The 18,104-nt window shown below is 64.9% G+C and carries 18 protein-coding genes; 8 read left to right on the forward strand and 10 right to left on the reverse strand.

Features of this window, described 5'->3' with window-relative positions; genetic code table 11:
• Positions 1-386 precede the first annotated feature (386 nt).
• The 5 genes from glmS to LDZ24_RS12855 all read right to left on the reverse strand — a co-directional run bounded on the left by glmS (position 387) and on the right by LDZ24_RS12855 (position 5,997).
• Entirely contained in the window at positions 387-2,204 is a 1,818-nt protein-coding gene (glmS, locus tag LDZ24_RS12835) for a glutamine--fructose-6-phosphate transaminase (isomerizing) (protein WP_175938455.1), read from the reverse strand.
• Positions 2,205-2,279: 75 nt separating this feature from the next.
• Positions 2,280-3,641 (reverse strand): bifunctional UDP-N-acetylglucosamine diphosphorylase/glucosamine-1-phosphate N-acetyltransferase GlmU, encoded by a 1,362-nt coding sequence (gene glmU, locus LDZ24_RS12840; protein WP_248320679.1) that lies wholly within the window; start codon positions 3,639-3,641, stop codon positions 2,280-2,282.
• A gap of 142 nt (positions 3,642-3,783) precedes the next feature.
• Entirely contained in the window at positions 3,784-4,698 is a 915-nt protein-coding gene (gene ttcA, locus LDZ24_RS12845) for a tRNA 2-thiocytidine(32) synthetase TtcA (protein ID WP_248320680.1), read from the reverse strand.
• A complete protein-coding gene (locus LDZ24_RS12850; protein ID WP_175938461.1) occupies positions 4,695-5,096 on the reverse strand; it encodes a dihydroneopterin aldolase in 402 nt (133 codons plus the stop codon). Before LDZ24_RS12850 ends, ttcA begins: the two co-directional genes overlap by 4 nt.
• Before the next feature lie 31 nt (positions 5,097-5,127).
• Positions 5,128-5,997: an SDR family oxidoreductase gene (locus tag LDZ24_RS12855; RefSeq protein ID WP_248320681.1), complete on the reverse strand. Its 870-nt coding sequence runs from the start codon at positions 5,995-5,997 to the stop codon at positions 5,128-5,130.
• 13 nt (positions 5,998-6,010) lie between these two features.
• Between LDZ24_RS12855 and LDZ24_RS12860 the strand changes: the two genes are divergently transcribed.
• Both LDZ24_RS12860 and LDZ24_RS12865 read left to right on the forward strand, forming a co-directional pair.
• Positions 6,011-7,216: a class I SAM-dependent methyltransferase gene (locus LDZ24_RS12860; protein ID WP_248320682.1), complete on the forward strand. Its 1,206-nt coding sequence runs from the start codon at positions 6,011-6,013 to the stop codon at positions 7,214-7,216.
• Between the two features lie 10 nt (positions 7,217-7,226).
• Complete coding sequence (locus tag LDZ24_RS12865) at positions 7,227-7,421, forward strand: DUF2905 domain-containing protein (protein ID WP_175940549.1); 195 nt, start codon at positions 7,227-7,229, stop codon at positions 7,419-7,421.
• 120 nt (positions 7,422-7,541) lie between these two features.
• Here the strand turns inward: LDZ24_RS12865 and LDZ24_RS12870 are convergent, their stop codons facing one another.
• The 4 genes from LDZ24_RS12870 to LDZ24_RS12885 all read right to left on the reverse strand — a co-directional run bounded on the left by LDZ24_RS12870 (position 7,542) and on the right by LDZ24_RS12885 (position 12,483).
• Positions 7,542-8,804, reverse strand: coding sequence for a multifunctional CCA addition/repair protein (locus tag LDZ24_RS12870; RefSeq protein WP_248320683.1), 1,263 nt, complete (start codon positions 8,802-8,804; stop codon positions 7,542-7,544).
• The gene (locus LDZ24_RS12875) at positions 8,801-9,424 is read right to left on the reverse strand and encodes a glutathione S-transferase family protein (protein ID WP_248320684.1); all 624 of its coding nucleotides are present in this window, start codon (positions 9,422-9,424) and stop codon (positions 8,801-8,803) included. Before LDZ24_RS12875 ends, LDZ24_RS12870 begins: the two co-directional genes overlap by 4 nt.
• A gap of 11 nt (positions 9,425-9,435) precedes the next feature.
• The gene (locus tag LDZ24_RS12880) at positions 9,436-10,392 is read right to left on the reverse strand and encodes a complex I NDUFA9 subunit family protein (protein WP_206467196.1); all 957 of its coding nucleotides are present in this window, start codon (positions 10,390-10,392) and stop codon (positions 9,436-9,438) included.
• A 123-nt stretch (positions 10,393-10,515) separates the two neighbouring features.
• Positions 10,516-12,483 (reverse strand): lytic transglycosylase domain-containing protein, encoded by a 1,968-nt coding sequence (locus LDZ24_RS12885; protein ID WP_248320685.1) that lies wholly within the window; start codon positions 12,481-12,483, stop codon positions 10,516-10,518.
• A gap of 8 nt (positions 12,484-12,491) precedes the next feature.
• Between LDZ24_RS12885 and LDZ24_RS12890 the strand changes: the two genes are divergently transcribed.
• A complete protein-coding gene (locus LDZ24_RS12890) occupies positions 12,492-13,124 on the forward strand; it encodes a 5-formyltetrahydrofolate cyclo-ligase (protein ID WP_371747421.1) in 633 nt (210 codons plus the stop codon).
• Between the two features lie 7 nt (positions 13,125-13,131).
• Here LDZ24_RS12890 and LDZ24_RS12895 read toward each other — a convergent pair whose 3' ends face one another.
• Positions 13,132-13,644, reverse strand: coding sequence for a winged helix DNA-binding protein (locus LDZ24_RS12895; RefSeq protein ID WP_175938477.1), 513 nt, complete (start codon positions 13,642-13,644; stop codon positions 13,132-13,134).
• A 177-nt stretch (positions 13,645-13,821) separates the two neighbouring features.
• On the opposite strand from LDZ24_RS12895, the gene pxpB reads away from it, so the two are divergent.
• The 5 genes from pxpB (at position 13,822) to LDZ24_RS12920 (ending at position 18,099) form a co-directional block, all read left to right on the forward strand.
• Positions 13,822-14,475, forward strand: coding sequence for a 5-oxoprolinase subunit PxpB (gene pxpB, locus LDZ24_RS12900; RefSeq protein WP_248320687.1), 654 nt, complete (start codon positions 13,822-13,824; stop codon positions 14,473-14,475).
• Positions 14,472-15,503, forward strand: a complete 1,032-nt coding sequence (locus tag LDZ24_RS12905) for a biotin-dependent carboxyltransferase family protein (RefSeq protein ID WP_248320688.1) — start codon at positions 14,472-14,474, stop codon at positions 15,501-15,503. Before pxpB ends, LDZ24_RS12905 begins: the two co-directional genes overlap by 4 nt.
• Positions 15,504-15,543: 40 nt before the next feature.
• Entirely contained in the window at positions 15,544-16,290 is a 747-nt protein-coding gene (gene pxpA / locus LDZ24_RS12910) for a 5-oxoprolinase subunit PxpA (protein ID WP_248320689.1), read from the forward strand.
• Positions 16,291-16,426: 136 nt separating this feature from the next.
• Positions 16,427-17,146, forward strand: a complete 720-nt coding sequence (locus LDZ24_RS12915; RefSeq protein ID WP_248320690.1) for a DUF969 domain-containing protein — start codon at positions 16,427-16,429, stop codon at positions 17,144-17,146.
• Positions 17,143-18,099, forward strand: coding sequence for a DUF979 domain-containing protein (locus tag LDZ24_RS12920; protein WP_206467199.1), 957 nt, complete (start codon positions 17,143-17,145; stop codon positions 18,097-18,099). Before LDZ24_RS12915 ends, LDZ24_RS12920 begins: the two co-directional genes overlap by 4 nt.
• The last annotated feature ends 5 nt before the right edge of the window (positions 18,100-18,104 follow it).

The following is an 18,104-nucleotide window of genomic DNA, read 5'->3' on the forward strand; positions in this document are numbered from 1 at the left end:
TACGACGTCTTACTTTTGTGCCGTTCCCGCTTCTTTGCTACAAGCCTCGATTCTCAGCAGCCCAACCACGCGTCTAAGTAAACAAAAGAATCGCATATGTATACGTGGTAGTAGTTAACAAGCCTCACTTGAAACAGTGGATAACCCGCTTCTCCCGTTTCGCTTCAGACACTTGCGAAGTAAACAACTTCGGTATGGCAGCGCAGTTTACGGCGCGACGAGAGGACAACTTTCAGCGCCTCCGACGGGGCGCAGACTTATGCAGAAACGGCGAACAGGTTTCGCTGTGCGGTGGTCACAGGGTTGTCCACAGCGACATAGTTGTCGGGCAGAAAAAAAGCGCCTCCGAAGAGGCGCTTTCGAGCTAGAGAGCCGACGCTACCAACTCACTCCACCGTCACCGACTTCGCCAGATTCCGCGGCTTATCGACATCCGTACCCCGCGCGCAAGCCGTGTGATACGCGAGCAACTGCAGCGGCACGACATGCAGAATCGGCGACAGCGCCCCGTAGTGCTCCGGCATCCGAATCACATGAATCCCATCCTCGCTGACGATGCGCGTATCGGCATCCGCGAACACATAAAGCTCGCCGCCACGCGCCCGCACTTCCTGCATGTTCGACTTCAGCTTCTCCAGCAGCGCGTCGTTCGGCGCGACGGTCACAACCGGCATCGCCTCCGTCACCAGCGCGAGCGGCCCATGCTTCAGTTCGCCCGCCGGATACGCTTCCGCGTGGATATACGAGATCTCTTTCAGCTTCAGCGCGCCTTCGAGCGCGATCGGGTAATGCAGCCCGCGCCCGAGGAACAGCGCGTTCTCCTTGCGCGCGAACTCTTCCGACCACGCGATGATTTGCGGCTCCAGCGCCAGCACGCTATTCAACGCCGCCGGCAAGTGACGCAACTGACCGAGATACGCCGCTTCCTGCTTCGCATCGACGCGGCCGCGCATCTTCGCCAGCGTCACCGCCAGCACGAACAGCCCGACGAGCTGCGTCGTGAACGCCTTGGTCGACGCCACGCCGATTTCCGTCCCCGCGTGCGTCAGAAACGCGAGTTCCGTCTGGCGAACCATCGCGCTCGTCCCGACATTGCAGACGGCGAGCGTATGCGCGTGTCCGAGCGATTGCGCGTGCTTGAGCGCGGCGAGCGTATCGGCGGTTTCGCCCGACTGCGAGATCACGACGACCAGCGCCTTCGGATTCGGCACCGACTCGCGATACCGATACTCGCTCGCAATCTCGACTTGCGTCGGAATCTTGGCGATGGATTCCAGCCAGTACTTCGCCGTCAGCCCCGAGTAGTAGCTCGTGCCGCACGCGAGAATCAGGAGACTGTCGATGCCCGAAAACACGTCGGCTGCGCCATCGCCGAAGAGACGCGGCTCGAAACTGTCGGCTTGCGGAATCGTGTCCGTGATCGCGCGTGGCTGCTCGAAAATTTCCTTTTGCATGAAATGACGATACGGCCCGAGTTCCACCGCGCCGCCGTAAGCCGTCACGACGCGCACTTCACGCTCTGCGGGCAGGCCGTCGCGGTCGGCGATCTTCACGCCATCGAGCGAAATCTCGACGACATCGCCTTCTTCCAGAAACGCGAAGCGGTCCGTGCTGCCGGCAAGCGCGAGCGCGTCCGATGCCAGAAAGTTCTCGCCTTCGCCCACGCCCACGACGAGTGGCGAACCCTGGCGCGCGCCCACGACCGTATGCGGCTGATCCTTGTGCATCACCGCGATGGCATATGCGCCGTGCAGTTGCTTGACGGCCTCGCGCACGGTCTGGAACAGATCGCCGCGATACATGCTGTGGATCAGATGCGCGATGACTTCGGTATCCGTCTGCGACACGAACTCGTAGCCCTTGTCGCGCAGCATCGCGCGCAGTGACTCGTAGTTCTCGATGATGCCGTTATGCACCAGCGCGACGGTATCGCGCGAAAAGATCGGGTGCGCGTTGTCGGTGACGGGCGCGCCGTGCGTCGCCCAGCGCGTATGCGCAATGCCCGTCATGCCGCCGATGCCCGTTTCCCGCACTTGCGCGTCGAGATCCGACACGCGCGCGACGCTGCGCGCCCGGCGCGGCTCGCCGTTGCTCAGCACGGCCACGCCGCACGAGTCGTAGCCGCGATATTCGAGCCGCCGCAATCCTTCGACGAGCACCGAGACGATATTCCGTTGCGCAACCGCGCCGACAATTCCGCACATGTCGTTATTCCTTTGATGTCAAAACCGAACGCACAATGAAAAAAAGCCGAGCCCTCCGGCCCGGCCTCGCGCGCTTCACACTTTCTTTTTGGTGGGCCGGATGTAGTCCGTCTTGCTGACCTGGCGCTTCTCGTTCAGCACCAGTTCGCCTTCGCCGACATCCTTCCAGACGGTCGTGCCCGCCGCGATGGTCACGCCGCGTCCGACGCGCACCGGCGCCACGAGCTGCGTATCCGAGCCGATGAACACGTCGTCGCCAATCACGGTGCGATGCTTGTTCGCGCCGTCGTAATTGCAGGTGATGGTGCCCGCGCCCACGTTCACGCGCGCTCCGATATCCGAATCGCCGATATACGTGAGGTGATTCGCCTTCGAGCCGCGGCCCATCACGGCGTTCTTCACTTCGACGAAATTGCCGACGTGCGCTTCGTCGCCGAGCACGGCGCCCGGACGCAGCCGCGCGTACGGTCCGAGCACGACGTTCGCGCCGGCCGTGCCGCCTTCGATATGCGTGTACGCCTCGACGCGCGTTCCCGCGCCGATCGACGCATCGCGAATCACGCAGTTCGGCCCGATGCTCACGTTGTCGCCAAGCGTCACGCGGCCTTCGAACACGCAATTGACGTCGATGGTCACGTCCGCGCCGCATTCCAGCGTGCCGCGCACGTCGATGCGCGCAGGATCGGCGAGCGTCACGCCCGCTTCCAGCAACGCATACGCGACGTTGCGCTGGTGAATGCGCTCCAGTTCGGCCAGTTGCACTTTGCTGTTCACGCCGAGCGTTTCCCATTCGGCGTCCGGCTGCGCGGTGACGACTTCGACGCCCGCTTCGATCGCGCGCTCGACCACGTCCGTCAGATAGAACTCGCCTTGCGCGTTGTCGTTCTTCAGCGACGCGAGCCATTGTTCGAGCGTGCGCGTCGGCGAAACGACGATGCCCGTGTTGATCTCGGTGATGCGCCGCTCCGCGTCGCTCGCGTCTTTCTGCTCGACGATCTTTCGCACCGCGCCGCCCGCGTCGCGCACGATGCGCCCGTAGCCGGTCGGATCGTCCACCGTCACGGTCAACACGCCGTAGCGTTCGCTGCCGGCGGCATCGAGCAGACGCTTCAGCGTGCTGGCGCGCGTGAGCGGAACGTCGCCGTACAGAACGAGCGTCGGCACGGAGGCATCCAGAAGCGGCAGCGCCTGCTGCACGGCGTGCCCCGTGCCGAGCTGCTGCTCCTGCACGGCGAATTGCACGTCCGGCGCGCCGACGGCTTCGCGCACCTTCTCGGCGCCGTGTCCGACCACCACGACGAGGCGCGTGGGCGACAGCGTGCGCGCCGTGTCGATGACATGCGCGAGAAGCGGCCGGCCCGCCAGAGGATGAAGGACTTTCGGCAGGGCGGAGCGCATGCGCTTGCCCATGCCGGCAGCCAGGATCACGATGTTCATCGCTTGAGTCTTGCAGGGTTCAGGTCGCGCCAATATAGCATGCGAACTTTTTCGAAAACGCCCGCGGAAGCCGCGCCGCGTCTCGTTCTACAGGCTTTCACAGATCGTCGAACTGAACAATTGAAATGGCGTTTCGCGATGCTCACGGTTCGCTTGCGCACGGTTCTTCGTCGAACGCGATATCGCCTTGCGGATCGGCCTCGCCGGTGGCGCGCAGGCTCGCGAACGGAAAGAGCGCCGGATCCATCAGATGCGACGGCACCACGTTCGAGAGCGCATTGAACATGTTCTCGACGCGCCCCGGAAAACGCTTGTCCCACTCGCGAATGAGCGCCTTCATCTCCGCGCGCTTCAGGTTCGGCTGGCTGCCGCACAGATTGCACGGGATGATCGGGAATTCTCGCAGTTCGGCGAACTTTTCAAGGTCCGTTTCCTTCACGTAGGCTAGCGGACGAATCACGACGTTCTTGCCGTCGTCGGATTGCAGCTTGGGCGGCATGCCCTTCAGCTTGCCGCCGTAGAACATGTTGAGCAGAAGCGTTTGCAGAATGTCGTCGCGATGATGCCCGAGCGCAATCTTCGTCGCGCCCAGTTCGCCCGCCACGCGATACAGAATGCCGCGCCGCAGCCGCGAGCACAGCGAGCACGTCGTCTTGCCTTCCGGCACGAGCCGCTTGACGATGCTGTACGTGTCCTGATTCTCGATGTGAAACGGAATGTCGAGCTTGGCTAAATACTCGGGCAGCACGTGCTCGGGAAAGCCGGGCTGCTTTTGATCCAGATTGACGGCGACGATGTCGAAGTCGATCGGCGCGCGCTCGCGCAGGCGCATGAGGATATCGAGCATCGCGTAGCTGTCCTTGCCGCCGGACAGGCAGACCATGACCTTGTCGCCCTGTTCGATCATGTTGAAGTCGCCGATCGCCTGCCCGACCTGACGCACGATCCGCTTGAAGAGCTTGTTGTTCTCGTACGCTTCCTTCTGCTGGCGCTTGGTCAACGCCTCGCGCGCGGGCTTTTGCTCTTCTGCGTGTTCCATGGCTTCACGCGCGTTCATGCTCGTTCCTCTTTGATGCGAAAGACTTCGACGCCCACTGCGTCGCAGTCGGGATAGACGTCGGGCTTTTGCGTCGATACCGCGACCGCGCGCACGTTCGGATGCGCAAGCAAGGCGGCGGCGACGTCGTCGCACAGCGTTTCCTGAAGGTGAATGTGGCCGCGATTCACGCGCGCCGCGATGGTCGAGCGCATGAAGTCGTAGTCGACGACTTCGGAGAGCTTGTCCGCGACGGGCGTGGACAGCGCGAGCGGCACGAACAGCTCGACGTTGAACACCACGCGCTGCTCGCCGCGCTTTTCGAAGTCATGCACGCCGATATTGATGCGCACTTCGTAGTTGCGCAGAAAGAGCCGCCGGCAATCGGTCAGCCGGGGATGAGAAAGTGCGGCAAGCATGGCGTTATCCAATAGTTATACGTGGCGCGTTTCAGGATTTCTCGGCGCCGATCATGTACATCACGTCGCGCGGGCTCGGCACGAGATGCTGGCCGCCATCGACGACGAGCGTCGTGCCCGTCACGCCGTGCGCGTTCGCCAGATAGCACGCCGCCTGCGCCACGTCCGCAACCGTCGATGCGCGCCTGAGCGGCGTCACGCGATGCGCCGCTTCGAACGATTCGGGCGTCTGCGCGGCGGAGATCAGCGTGAGGCCCGGCGCGAGTCCGACCACGCGCAGTTTTGGCGCGAGCGCCTGCGCGAGCGCGACGGTGGCCGTGTCGAGCGCCGCCTTCGTCAGCGTGTACGACAGGTAATCCGGGTTCATGTTGTAGAGCTTCTGGTCGAGCACGTTGATGACGACGGCGCGTAGCGATTCGTCGTCTTCGGCGGCATCGGGCGTGGCTTCGTGCAGCGTGCGCGCGAGCGTGAGCGGCGCGGCGACGTTGACGGCGGTCATCTGCATGAGCTTCGCGTAGCCGAAGTCGGCGGCGGTGTCTTCATCGAAACGCGATGCGCAGTTCACGACGCAATGCAAAGCGCCGAAAGTTTCGACGCACGCTGGCACGAGCCGCGCGACTTCGGCTTCGATGCCGAGATCTGCGTTTAGCGCGACCGCGCGCCGCCCGAGCGATTCGATGTGCGCCACGGTTTCACGCGCTTCCTGCTCGGAGCGGCCGTAATGCACGCCGACGTCCCAGCCTTGCCGCGCGAATTCCAGCGCGATGCCCCGCCCGATGCGCTTTCCCGCGCCCGTCACGAGCACGGCGCGCTTGCGCTGCGTGGATGACGCCGACGAGAGCGGCGCATTCACGCCCGAAGACGGCGAATTGGCGGGAGAAAGCGGCGTGGAGGCGCTCATTTACAATACTGGGATGAATCCGAATCGACCAACCGATAGTTTACCTGCTCCCGGCCCGGACGCGCTCGCGCAATCGGCCGCGCTGACCGAAGTGATCCGCGAACGCATCGCGGCGGCGGGCGGCTGGCTGCCGTTCGACCAGTACATGGAACTCGCGCTTTACGCGCCCGGCCTCGGCTACTACAGCGGCGGCGCCATGAAATTCGGCCGCCGCGCCGACGATGGCAGCGACTTCATCACCGCGCCCGAGTTGTCGCCGCTCTTTGCGACGACGCTTGCGCGCCCCATCGCGCAGGCTTTGCAGGAGAGCGGCACGCGGCGCGTGATGGAATTCGGCGCGGGCACGGGCAAGCTCGCGGCGGGTTTGCTGACGGCGCTCCCCGACCTCGGCGTGGAGATCGACGGTTACGCGATCGTCGATCTCTCCGGCGAACTGCGCGAGCGTCAGCGCGCGACGATTGAAGCGCAAGCGCCTGCTCAGGCCGCGAAGGTCGAATGGCTGGACGCGCTGCCCGATGCGTTCGAAGGCGTGGTGGTCGGCAACGAAGTGCTGGACGCGATGCCGGTGCGCCTCGTCGTGCGCAAGCTGGGCGCGTGGCACGAGCGCGGCGTGGTGGTTCAGAACGAAGGCTTCGCTTTCGATGATCGCGCGGTCACGCCGGATGCACAGATCGAGTTGATCGACGCGGCCATCGACGAAGCGAACGACGACGAGCCGTTCACCGAATATCTGACGGAGACGCACGAGGCGGCGCTCGCGTTCACGAGGACGGTTTGCACGATGCTCACGCGCGGCGCGGCGTTTTTCATCGACTACGGCTTTCCGCGGCGCGAGTTCTATCACGCCCAGCGCGCGACGGGCACGTTGATGTGTCATTACCGGCATCGCGCGCATGCGGACCCGTTCCTTTATCCTGGATTGCAGGATTTGACGGCGCACGTCGAGTTCACGGGCATCGCGGAGGCCGGCGTGGAAACGGGCGCGGATTTGCTTGGATTCACGTCGCAGGCGCGGTTTCTGATGAATGCCGGCATTACCGATGTTCTCAGCGCGCTCGATCCTGCGGATGTGAAGCGATTTCTTCCTGCGGCGAACGCGGTGCAGAAGCTGCTTTCGGAGGCGGAGATGGGCGAGCTGTTCAAGGTGATCGCGTTTTCGCGCGGCATCGAAGGGACGCTCGATGCATTCGCTGCGGGCGATCGTTCGCACGCGTTATGAGGCTGCGGTCATGATTCGCTGGGTAGTCACGACGTTTATCGCGCTTGCCATTCTTTCCGGGTCGATGCCTTGGCTTAGGAAGTTTGGCATCGGGCGGTTGCCCGGGGATTTTACTTTGCGGATTTTTGGGCGGGAGTATTCGTTTCCGTTTATGTCCACGGTCGTGATTTCTATTCTGCTTTCTTTGATTGCGCGGGCGCTTTGATTGTTTGCGTTTCGGCGCGGCGCGGCGGGGCTAGCTCCGCAATGGCGCTTGTGGTCTTCTGCCGCTTCCTTTCGTTCCACAAAGAAAGAAGCGCACCGATCCCCAACACAAACCCAACGTTCAAGAAGAAGAAAGCGCCCCCGAGCGGCCCCCGCTCAACACGCTCCCGACCGCCTCCACCCGCGCCTCATGCACCGCATCCTTGATCCTTGAAGGCTCATGCGCGAACCGCTGCGCCACAGCCCCCGCATCGACCGACCGCGCCGCGACAAGCGCCTCCCGCAGCCGCTCCGCCTGCGGATACTCCTTCTGCTCGAGCCCCAGCCGCCCACGCGCATCCGCGACGCACGCCTGTAGCGCCTCGGCAAAGCGCGCCGGCTTGCGCAGCGCATCGGTGCGTTCGAAAAGCCGCACCAGCGCCGCCGCGCCCATGTCCATCACGCGATGAATATTGCCGTGCTCCCGCGCAACGAGCAGCGCCAAATCGCGGCATTCGTTCGGCACGCGCAAGCGTTCGCACAACGGCTTCAATAAATCGACACTGCGTCCCTCATGCCCGAGATGCCGCGGCAAGATATCGTCCGGTGTGGTCGCCTTGCCCAGATCGTGCGTGAGCGCGGCGAAGCGCACCGGCAGCGCATAGCCCTGCGATGCCGCATAGTCGACCACCATCATCACATGCACGCCCGTGTCGACTTCCGGGTGATAATCGGCGCGTTGCGGCACGCCCCAGAGCGCATCCACTTCCGGCAGAATCCGCGCGAGCGCGCCACAACCGCGCAGCACCTCGAACATGCGCGACGGCCGCTTTTCCATCAGCCCGCGCGAAATCTCCTGCCACACGCGCTCGGGAACGAGCGCATCGACTTCGCCGGCTTCGACCATCTTCTCCATCAACGCTTCCGTGTCCGGCGCGATGGTGAAATCCGCGAAGCGCGCCGCAAATCGCGCGAGCCGAAGTATGCGCACCGGATCTTCGATGAACGCATCGCCCACATGCCGGAAACGCTTTGCGCTCAGGTCGCTCTGTCCGTCGAATGGGTCGATCACCGGACCGGTCAACTCGCCTGCCGCGTTGACCTCGCGCGCCATCGCGTTGATCGTCAGATCGCGGCGCGCCAGGTCTTCCTCCAGCGTCACATCCGGCGAATAGTAGAACTGAAAGCCGTGATAGCCCGCCGCCGTCTTGCGCTCGGTCCGGGCGAGCGCGTATTCCTCGTGCGTCACCGGATGTAGAAATACCGGAAAGTCCTTGCCGACGGGCTTGTACCCTTGCGCGACCATTTGCTCGGGCGTCGCGCCGACGACCACGTAATCGCGGTCCACCACCGGCACGCCCAGCAACGCGTCGCGAATCGCGCCGCCTACCGCGTAAATATTCATCGCGCGTTGTCCTTCCTTGCATCATCGATCCAGGCGGCCACGGCGGGCAGCGCCGTCACGCGAGCCGCGTACTCGCGCGCGCCTTCGCTGATGGCGGGCGCATACGAGTTGAAGCGCATGACGACGGGCGCGAACATCGCGTCCGCTATGCAGAAATCGCCGAACAGGAACGGCCCGCCCGATTGCGCGAGACAGCCGGTCCAGATGGCATCGATCCGCGCGATATCCGCGAGCGTGCCGGGCGTCGCGCCGATGCCGGGCTCGCGCGTCGCGATCTGCATCGGCATGTTCTGGCGCAGGTCGGCGAAGCCCGCATGCATCTCCGCGCTGATGCTGCGCGCATGCGCGCGGGCGGCGGCATCGCGTGGCCAGAGCGCATGCTGCGGATATCGCTCGGCAAGCGTTTCCATGATCGCGAGCGAATCCCACACGGTCTCGCCGCTATCGGTGATGAGGCACGGCACTTTGCCCGACGGCGTCACATCGAGAATCTTCGCCTTGGTGCCGGGCTGGCCGAGCCGGATGAGCGCTTCATCGAACGGAATGCCGAAATGCCTGAGCAGCACCCAGGGACGCATGGACCAGGAAGACGAATTCTTGTCGCCGATAACGAGTTTCATGCGGTCCGAAATCAACGGTGCGCCGTGGCGCGGAAAGTATTGAAGCGCGAACGCGGCGACATGCCGGTCAGATACAGCGGCGCGATGGCCTCGATGCTCGCCGGCTCGCCGATGCCCAGTTCCGGCGCGAGCGGCCCGCTCGCGATGCTCGGCGTTTTCATCGAGTCGAGGTTGTCGCGCGACATCAGCGGTTCGCCGGGCGCCATTTCCAGCGTCATCGCCTGGAGACGGCCGAGACTCTCCGGCAGCTTGACGATGCGCGCACGCTTGCCGATGGTCGCGCCCGCGAAGCGCACCAGTTCCGCGAGCGTATAGACGGCGGGGCCCGCCAGTTCGTAGACCATGCGGTTCGCGGCGTCGAGGTCGAGCACGTTGACGATGGCCTTCGCGACATCGCCGACGAAAACCGGCTGGAATTCCGCGTCCGCGCAGGCGAGCGGAATCACCGGAAAGAGCCGTTCCAGAAACGCAAACTGGTTGAGCAGATTGTCCTCGGGACCGAAGACCACCGAACTGCGGAAAATGGTCCAGTCGAGGCCGGACTCGCGGACCTGCTTCTCGCCGTCGCCCTTCGAGCGCAGATACATGCTCGGACCTTCGGAGTCCGCGCCGATCGCGCTCATATGAATGAGTCTGCGCACGCCCTTCGCCGCGCACGCCGCGACGATCTTGCGCGGCAGTTCGACATGCGCTCGCGCGAACTCGGGGCCGTACGGATCGCCGCGCCGCCCTTGAAGCACGCCGACGAGATTGATGACCGCATCGGCTTCCGCGACGAACGCGGCGAGCTTGATGGGATCGTGGACATCGGTTTCGAGCACGTCCACCGGCAATAACGTGAGATGCGCGGCGTTCGAGCGACGCCGTGTCGCAATTCGCACGTTCTTGCCGAGATCGACCAGCGCGTTGACGAGATGGCTGCCGATAAAGCCGGAGCCGCCGATGATCGCCACGTTCTGATGTTGCATGTTCGCCTCTTGTGTCGCGGCTGTCCGCTTGCGCTGACGAATGCGGGGCTACGAGGTAAGGACGAGCCGCCGCGCGTGCTTCCGATGAACGGATGGCCGAGCGCGGCGTGGCGTGAAGCGCGCTTACGGCGCGATATAACCCAGCCGCGCCTTCAGCGATTGCGGACGGCCTTCGAACAGCGCCGCGTAATACACGGTGTTCGACAGCACGTTCTTCACGTAATCGCGCGTCTCGGAAAACGGAATGGTTTCAGCAAAAACCGCGCCCTCGACCGGCGCGCGCAAATCCTGCCGCCATTGGCGCGGCCTGCCTGGACCGGCGTTGTAGCCGGCGGTGGCGAGCACCGGCGAGTTGTCGAACTGATTGTAGATCATCGACAGGTAGTTCGTGCCGAGCAGAATGTTGGTGTCGATGTCGTTCATTTGCGCGCGCGACAGCGAGCCGAGACCGATCTTCTTCGCGACGAGTTGCGCCGTGCCGGGCATCAACTGCATGAGGCCGCCCGCGCCCACTTCCGAGCGCGCGTTGATGATGAAGCGCGATTCCTGGCGAATCAGACCGTAGGCCCATTCGGTGTCGAGCCCGGTGCTTTGCGCGTCGCGCTCGACGATCTCGCGGAACGGCGACAGATACCGCAGCGTGAAATCGTGCTCGGTCTTCGTCTTGTCGGCGGTGTTCACCGTGCGGTCGTACAGCTCGATGCGCTTCGCATATTGCGCGGCGGCAAGCAACTGACGGTCAGTCATGCTGCGCAGCGGCCAGTTCCATTCGCGATTGCCTTCGAGCCGCATGTTGAGCGCATAGAAACGCTGCGACAGCGCGAAGCCCGGCACCGACTGCATCTGCGCGATCTCGGCGTCCGAGACGGTCGTGCGCGGCGGCAGCGTGATCTTCTGGCCGAGTTCTTCCAGCGCGAGCTGGCCGTAGAAGTTGTATTGATCCGCGATGCTCTGGAATTCCTGATTGGCCGTGGCCGCGTCGCCCGCCTGCTTGACGGCGCGCGCATGCCAGTAGACCCACGCGGGCTGACTGCGCAGCGTCGGCGGCATCTGCTCGACGGACCAGCGGACCATGTTCCAGTCGCCCGCGAGCAGCGCGCTGCGCGTGCGCCATTCGTACGCCGGATTCGACAAAGGCGCATTCGCCGACAGCCGATACCAGTCCGCCGCCGACGGCATGCGCTTCAACGCCGCCTGATAGCCGATGGTGCCCCAGCCGATCGCGCGCTCGGCCGGCGTGAGACTCGGCGCGACGGAGCTGAACGTGGCCGCGGCCATCGCCGGATCGTTGCGTGCGAGGCGCGTGATCGCGAGCAGCGTCAGTTGATGCGCCGGCGTGTTCGGCATGACGCCGCGCGCGAGATACAGCGGCGGCTTGTTGACGGCGTTGTCGAGCAGTTCGGGCTTCGGCCGTTCCTGGCCGAGCGCATCGACGATATTCGCGCCGGTCGTCGTGTAGTTCTGCTCGTAGGCGAGGCGGATCTGCTGCCAGATGTCGTCGCTCGTGAACTGGCCGGACTCCGCGAGCGCCGCGATCAGATCGACGCAGCCGTCGCCGTACCATTTCGGATCGACGAGCAGCGCGCGCGCCGCCTCGGCGATGTTCTCGCCGCGCGACTGCCGCGCTTCGAGCCCATAGCATTTGACCTGCGTGTCGTCGTTGAGCACGAAGCGGGAATATTGCTGCTCGAAGTTGCGCCAGTCGTGCCGGCCGCCGAGCACCACGAGGTAGTCGTTGCGCATGCGGTCGGCAATGGCTTGACCGTCGTAGCGTTGCAGGAACGAGAGCACCGGCGCGTCGGGCGCGTCCGGGCGCGCGTGGCCTTGCGCATCGAAAAGCTGCGGCTTGATCGTGAAGTATTCGACGTAACCCGGCGCCGGATAATTCGGAATTTGCGCGGCGAGCGCGGCGGCACGGCCGGCGTCGTTCGCCCGGGCCGCCTCGCGCAACTGCATGAAGACGCGGTCGTCGGAGGACGGCGAAAAGTCGGCGTCCGGGCGCACGGCCGAGGCCGTTCCGCAGGCGACGAGCGTCGCGGCGGCAAGGGCGTAACCGACCGCAAGATATACTCGGTTGAAGCGTTTTGACATCGTTATTACTGGAGCGCGAGGTGGTCCAAAGATCGGTTGAAAGCATAGCACGCAACGTTTGCGCGGAACCTGTCCGCGCGGAGCCGAAAAGCGCCCTGCGTGCCACGCTGCTCGCGCGCCGAGAAGCGCAGGCCGAAGACCCGGCGCAAGCGGCGCGCAACGCGGCGCTGGCCGAGCGGTTGCGCGCGCTGCTCGATGAGCGCGCGGTCCGCTGCATCGGTTTTTACTGGCCGGTGGCGGGCGAATTCGACGCACGCGCGGTCATCGCGGATTGGCTCGCATCGGACGATGATCGCGAGGCCGCGCTGCCCGTCGTCGTGCAGCCGCATGCGCCGATGGCCTTTCACGCATGGCACGCGCAATCGCCGATGAAGCCGGGCCGCTATCGCATTCCGGTGCCGGAAGAAGAGAAAGTCGTGGTGCCCGAATTGCTGCTCGTGCCGTGCGTCGGGTTCGATTCGGACCGATACCGCCTCGGCTACGGCGGCGGCTATTACGACCGCACGCTCGCCGCGTGGCCGGTCGCGAAGAAGCCCGCGACCATCGGCATAGCGTACGAAATGGGCAAGCTCGGCGCCCTGCCGCGCGAATCGCACGACATGCCGCTCGATGCGATCGTCACCGAAGCGGCGCGTTACTGAGTCGCGCCTAGAGCGACGCCGCCGCGCGCGCGGCGGTGTCGTAAAGGCCGGATGCGTTGCGCATCAGTTGCGCCGCCTCGCCGATCTGTTCGTTGGTCAGCCGGCTTTCGCGCAGCGCGGAAATCAGGCAGCTTTCCCGCACTTCGCGGTACTTGCCGCACAACTCGCGCCCCGCCGGCGTCGTCGTGAAGAACACTTCCTTGCCGGCCTTTTCGCTCGTCACATAGCCGCGCGTCACGAGTTTCTTGAGCGCGTAGGTCGCCACATGCGTGTCCTCGATATTCAGCACGAAGCAGATATCCGCGAGCTTCTTCTTGCGGTCGCGATGGTTCACGTGATGCAGCAGCGACACTTCCACCGCCGTCATGTCCTTCGCGCCCGCCGCCGACATGCAGCGCACCATCCATCGGTTGAACGCGTTGCTCGCCATGATGAGCGCGTACTCGAATTCGGACAGTTCCGCGCTGGTTTCGGAGACGAGGTGCTCGGACGACACGATCTTGGTTGGCTGACGCGACATGGCGATGACCGTAGAAAAGTGCGTCGCAGTGTAGCGCAATGCGTTCGCGCCACACTCCAGACAAACGCGTATTGATAATTTCTTGATAATTTATTGACAATGTAACATTCCGAGACGGCGTGGCGAAAGCGGTCTCCCACGAAAACGCCGCCGTGCTCGAAGGACACACTCGAACGCATGACCAGACCACGAATCTATCCGCTCGGCGAAAGCGCGCTCGTCTGCGACGTCGCGCCGCCCGCCACGATCGACTGCCAGCGCCGCATCTGGACGCTCGCGGATTACGCGCGCCTGCTGCCGCATGTCGTGGAAGTCGTGCCGGGCATGAACAATCTGACGATCGTGTTCGATCCGCTCGAGGCCGACTACGACAGCCTCGCGGCGCAACTCGACGCGCAATGGGACGTCGCGGGCCACGCCGACACCGAAGGCACGCAGATCGACATTCCGGTGCGCTACGGCGGCGACGACGGCCCCGACCTCGCGGCGCTGGCCGAGCACGTCGGCTTGTCGGTCGATGAAGTGGTGAAGCGTCACACGCAAGCCGAATACATCGTGTTCTTTCTCGGCTTCCAGCCGGGCTTCGCCTATCTCGGCGGGCTCGATCCCGCGCTGCACATGCCGCGCCGCCGCGAGCCGCGCCTCGAAGTGCCGGCGGGATCGGTCGGCATCGGCGGGGCGCAGACGGGCATCTATCCGGCGACCTCGCCGGGAGGCTGGCAACTGCTCGGCCGCACGGACGTGAAGCTCTTCGACCCGACTCGCAATCCGCCGACGCTGATGCAGCCCGGCGACCGCGTGCGCTTTATCGCCGTGGAGGTGCGCGCATGATCGACGTGATTCGCGCGGGCGTGCTCTCGTCGGTGCAGGATCTCGGCCGCCCCGGTTATCGGCATCTCGGCGTCAGTTCGGGCGGTGCGCTCGATGCGCTGTCGCTCGAAATCGGCAATCGCATCGTCGGCAACCGGCCGGATGCGGCGGGCATCGAAGTGACGTTCGGGCCGACCGTGCTGCGCTTCAAGCGCGCGACGCGCATCGCCATCACGGGCACGGACTTCGGCGCGACGCTCGACGACGTGCCGGTCTATTCGTGGTGGAGCCTGCCTGTTCGCGCGGGCCAGGAACTGACGCTGCGGGCGGCCAAGCGCGGCATGCGCTGCTACGTGTGCATCGCGGGTGGCATCGACGTGTTGCCGATGCTCGGCTCGCGCAGCACCGATCTCGGCGCCTGCTTCGGCGGACTCGGCGGACGCGCGCTGCGCGACGGCGACCGCTTGCCGGTGGGCGTGCCGCAGCCGCACAAAGGCATCGCGTTCTCGCCGGAAGAACCCGCGTTCGGCGTGAAAGCGCCCGCGTGGTGCAAGTTCGTTCTCGTCGATGAACCCGCGCGTCGCGGCCGCCACGCGCCCGGCCTCGCGTGGGCCGCGCCGATCCGCGTGCTGCGCGGCCCGGAGTACGCGAGCTTCACCGACGATTCGCAGCGCGACTTCTGGGACGACGAATGGACCATCACGCCGAACAGCAACCGCATGGGCTTCCGGCTCGCGGGCACGCCGCTGGAACGCCGCGCGAAGACGGAACTGCTTTCGCACGCGGTGCTGCCCGGCACGATTCAGGTTCCGCCGAACGGCCAGCCGATCATTCTGATGGGCGACGCGCAGACCACGGGCGGCTATCCGAAGATCGGCGCGGTCATCAAGGCCGACTTGTGGAAGCTCGCCCAAGTGCGGCTGAACGGCGGCGTGCGCTTCGTCGAGACATCGGTGGAGGAAGCGCGCCACGCGCTCGCCGAAGAACGCCAGTACGTGAGCCAGGTGGAAACGGCCATCGCGATGCACGAAGAACGCATCGGGCGATGAAGGACAACCCAACGCAACGACTACTTCAAACGACATCATCATGCAGATCGATCTGAACGCCGATCTCGGCGAAGGCTGCGGCTCCGATGAAGCCCTGCTCGACCTCGTCAGCTCCGCGAACATCGCGTGCGGCTGGCATGCGGGTGGCGCGACTGCCATGCGCGACTGCGTGCGCTGGGCGGTGCAAAAGGGCGTCGCGATCGGCGCGCATCCGAGCTTTCACGATCCGGAGAACTTCGGCCGCAAGGAAATGGACCTGCCGCCCGACGAAATCTACGCGGGCGTGCTGTATCAACTCGGCGCGCTCGCGGCTATCGCGAAGGCGGAAGGCGGGCGCATCGCGCACGTAAAGCCGCACGGCGCGCTCTACAACCAGGCGGCCAGGACGCCGGACATCGCGGATGCCATCGCCGCCGCCGTGCGCGACTTCGATCCGTCGCTGCTCGTCTTCGGTCTCGCGAACAGCGGCCTGATCGATGCGGCCCGGCGCGCGGGGCTCGTCGCCATCGAAGAAGTGTTCGCGGATCGCGGTTATCGCGCGGACGGTTCGCTGGTGCCGCGCAAGGAGCCGGGCGCGCTGCTCGACGACGAAGACGCCGTGCTCGAACGCACGCTCTCGATGGTCCGCGACCAGCGCGTGCAGGCCGTCTCGGGCGACTGGGTGCCGCTCAACGCGCAGACCATCTGCCTGCACGGCGACGGCGAGCACGCGCTGGCATTCGCCCGGCGCATTCGCGGCGCGCTGGCGGATGCGGGCATCGGCGTTCGCGCCGCTCAAGCCGCCTGAGCTTCATTGAAGCATCGAACGCCCCGCCTTGCCGGGGCGTTTTAGCAAGCGGCCGCAAGAGCCGATAGTCGTTCGCTGTCACCACGCGCCCGCATCGAGGCGCGATGTTTGAATCGACAAACCGTTTGGAGATCTCATGGCAACCGCAGTCAACTTATGGCCGCTCATCGGCGTGGCCGTCATCATCGTGGGCTTCGTGCTGCGTTTCAATCCGATGCTGATCGTGGCCGCCGCCGCGATCGTCACCGGCCTGGCGGCGCACTTTCCGCCCGAGCGCATTCTCACGGCCATCGGCAGCGGCTTTCTGAAGACGCGCAACATTCCGCTCATCATTTTGCTGCCGCTCGCGGTGATCGGCCTGCTCGAACGCCACGGGCTGCGCGAGCGCGCGCAGATCTGGATTTCGAGCATTCGCGCGGCGACGGCCGGGCGTCTCCTGATCGTCTATCTGCTCGTGCGTGAGCTGACGGCGGCGGTCGGGCTGACGGGCCTGGGCGGTCATCCGCAGATGGTGCGGCCGCTTCTCGCGCCGATGGCCGAAGGCGCGACCGAAGCGCGTCACGGCAAGCTCTCGGACGCCGTGCGCTTCAAGCTGCGCGCGTACGCGGCGGCGACCGACAACGTGGGCCTCTTCTTCGGCGAAGACATCTTCGTGGCGTTCGGCGCGATCGTGCTGATGGTCACGTTCCTGAAGGAAGCGGGCATCGTCGTCGAACCGATGCACGTCGCCGTCTGGGGCATCCCGACGGCCATCTGCGCGTTCCTGATCCACGGTTTCCGGCTGTGGCTGCTCGACCGCCGACTGACGCGCGAACTCGACGCACTGACGCGCAACGTCGCGGGAGAAAAGGCATGACGCTCACCATCAACTATCTGTTCTATCTCGTCGGCATCGTGCTCGTGGTCGTCGCGGGCATGATTCTCACGGACAAGTCGCATCCGCGGCGGCTGTCGGCGGGCACGTTCTGGCTCGTCTATGCGCTCATCTTTCTGATCGGCGACTGGCTGCCGGTGTCGGTCGTCGGCGTGCTGGTCGTGGCGATGGCGCTGATCGCGGGCTTCGGCGGCGTCACCGGCGCGAAGCCCAAGATGCTCTCCGAGGAAACGCGCCGCCAGAGCGCCATGCGTCTCGGCAACAAGCTCTTCGTGCCCGCGCTGACGATTCCCGTCGTCACCGTGATCCTCACGCTCGGCGCGAGCCATCTCGTGTTCGGCGGCAAGCCGCTGATCGAACTGAAGAACGTGACGCTGATCGGCTTCGGCATCGGCTGCGTGATCGCGCTGGCGGTGGCGTGCGTGATGACGCGCGATACCGTCGGCCAGTCGATGCGCGAAACGCGCCGCCTGATCGACGCGCTTTCATGGGCCGCCGTGCTGCCGCAGATGCTCGGCATGCTCGGGCTGGTGTTCTCGGATGCGGGCGTCGGCAAGGCGGTCGCGCACGTCACGACGGCTTACGTAAACATGGATTACCGGCTCGTCGCGGTGGCGGTGTACTGCATCGGCATGGCGCTTTTCACGATGGTGATGGGCAATGGCTTCGCCGCATTTCCGGTGATGACGGGCGGCGTCGGCGTGCCGATTCTCGTCGGCGTGTTCCACGGCAATCCCGCGACGATGGTCGCCATCGGCATGTTCTCGGGCTACTGCGGCACGCTCATGACGCCGATGGCCGCGAACTTCAACATCGTGCCGGCCGCGCTTTTGGAGTTGCCGGACAAGAACGCGGTCATCAAGGTGCAGGTGCCCACCGCGCTGACGTTGCTGATCGTGAACATCTTCTTGCTGAACTGGCTGATGTTCATCTGATGCGG

The sequence above is a fragment of the Caballeronia sp. Sq4a genome (genome assembly GCF_023170545.1).
Taxonomy (GTDB): Bacteria; Pseudomonadota; Gammaproteobacteria; order Burkholderiales; family Burkholderiaceae; genus Caballeronia.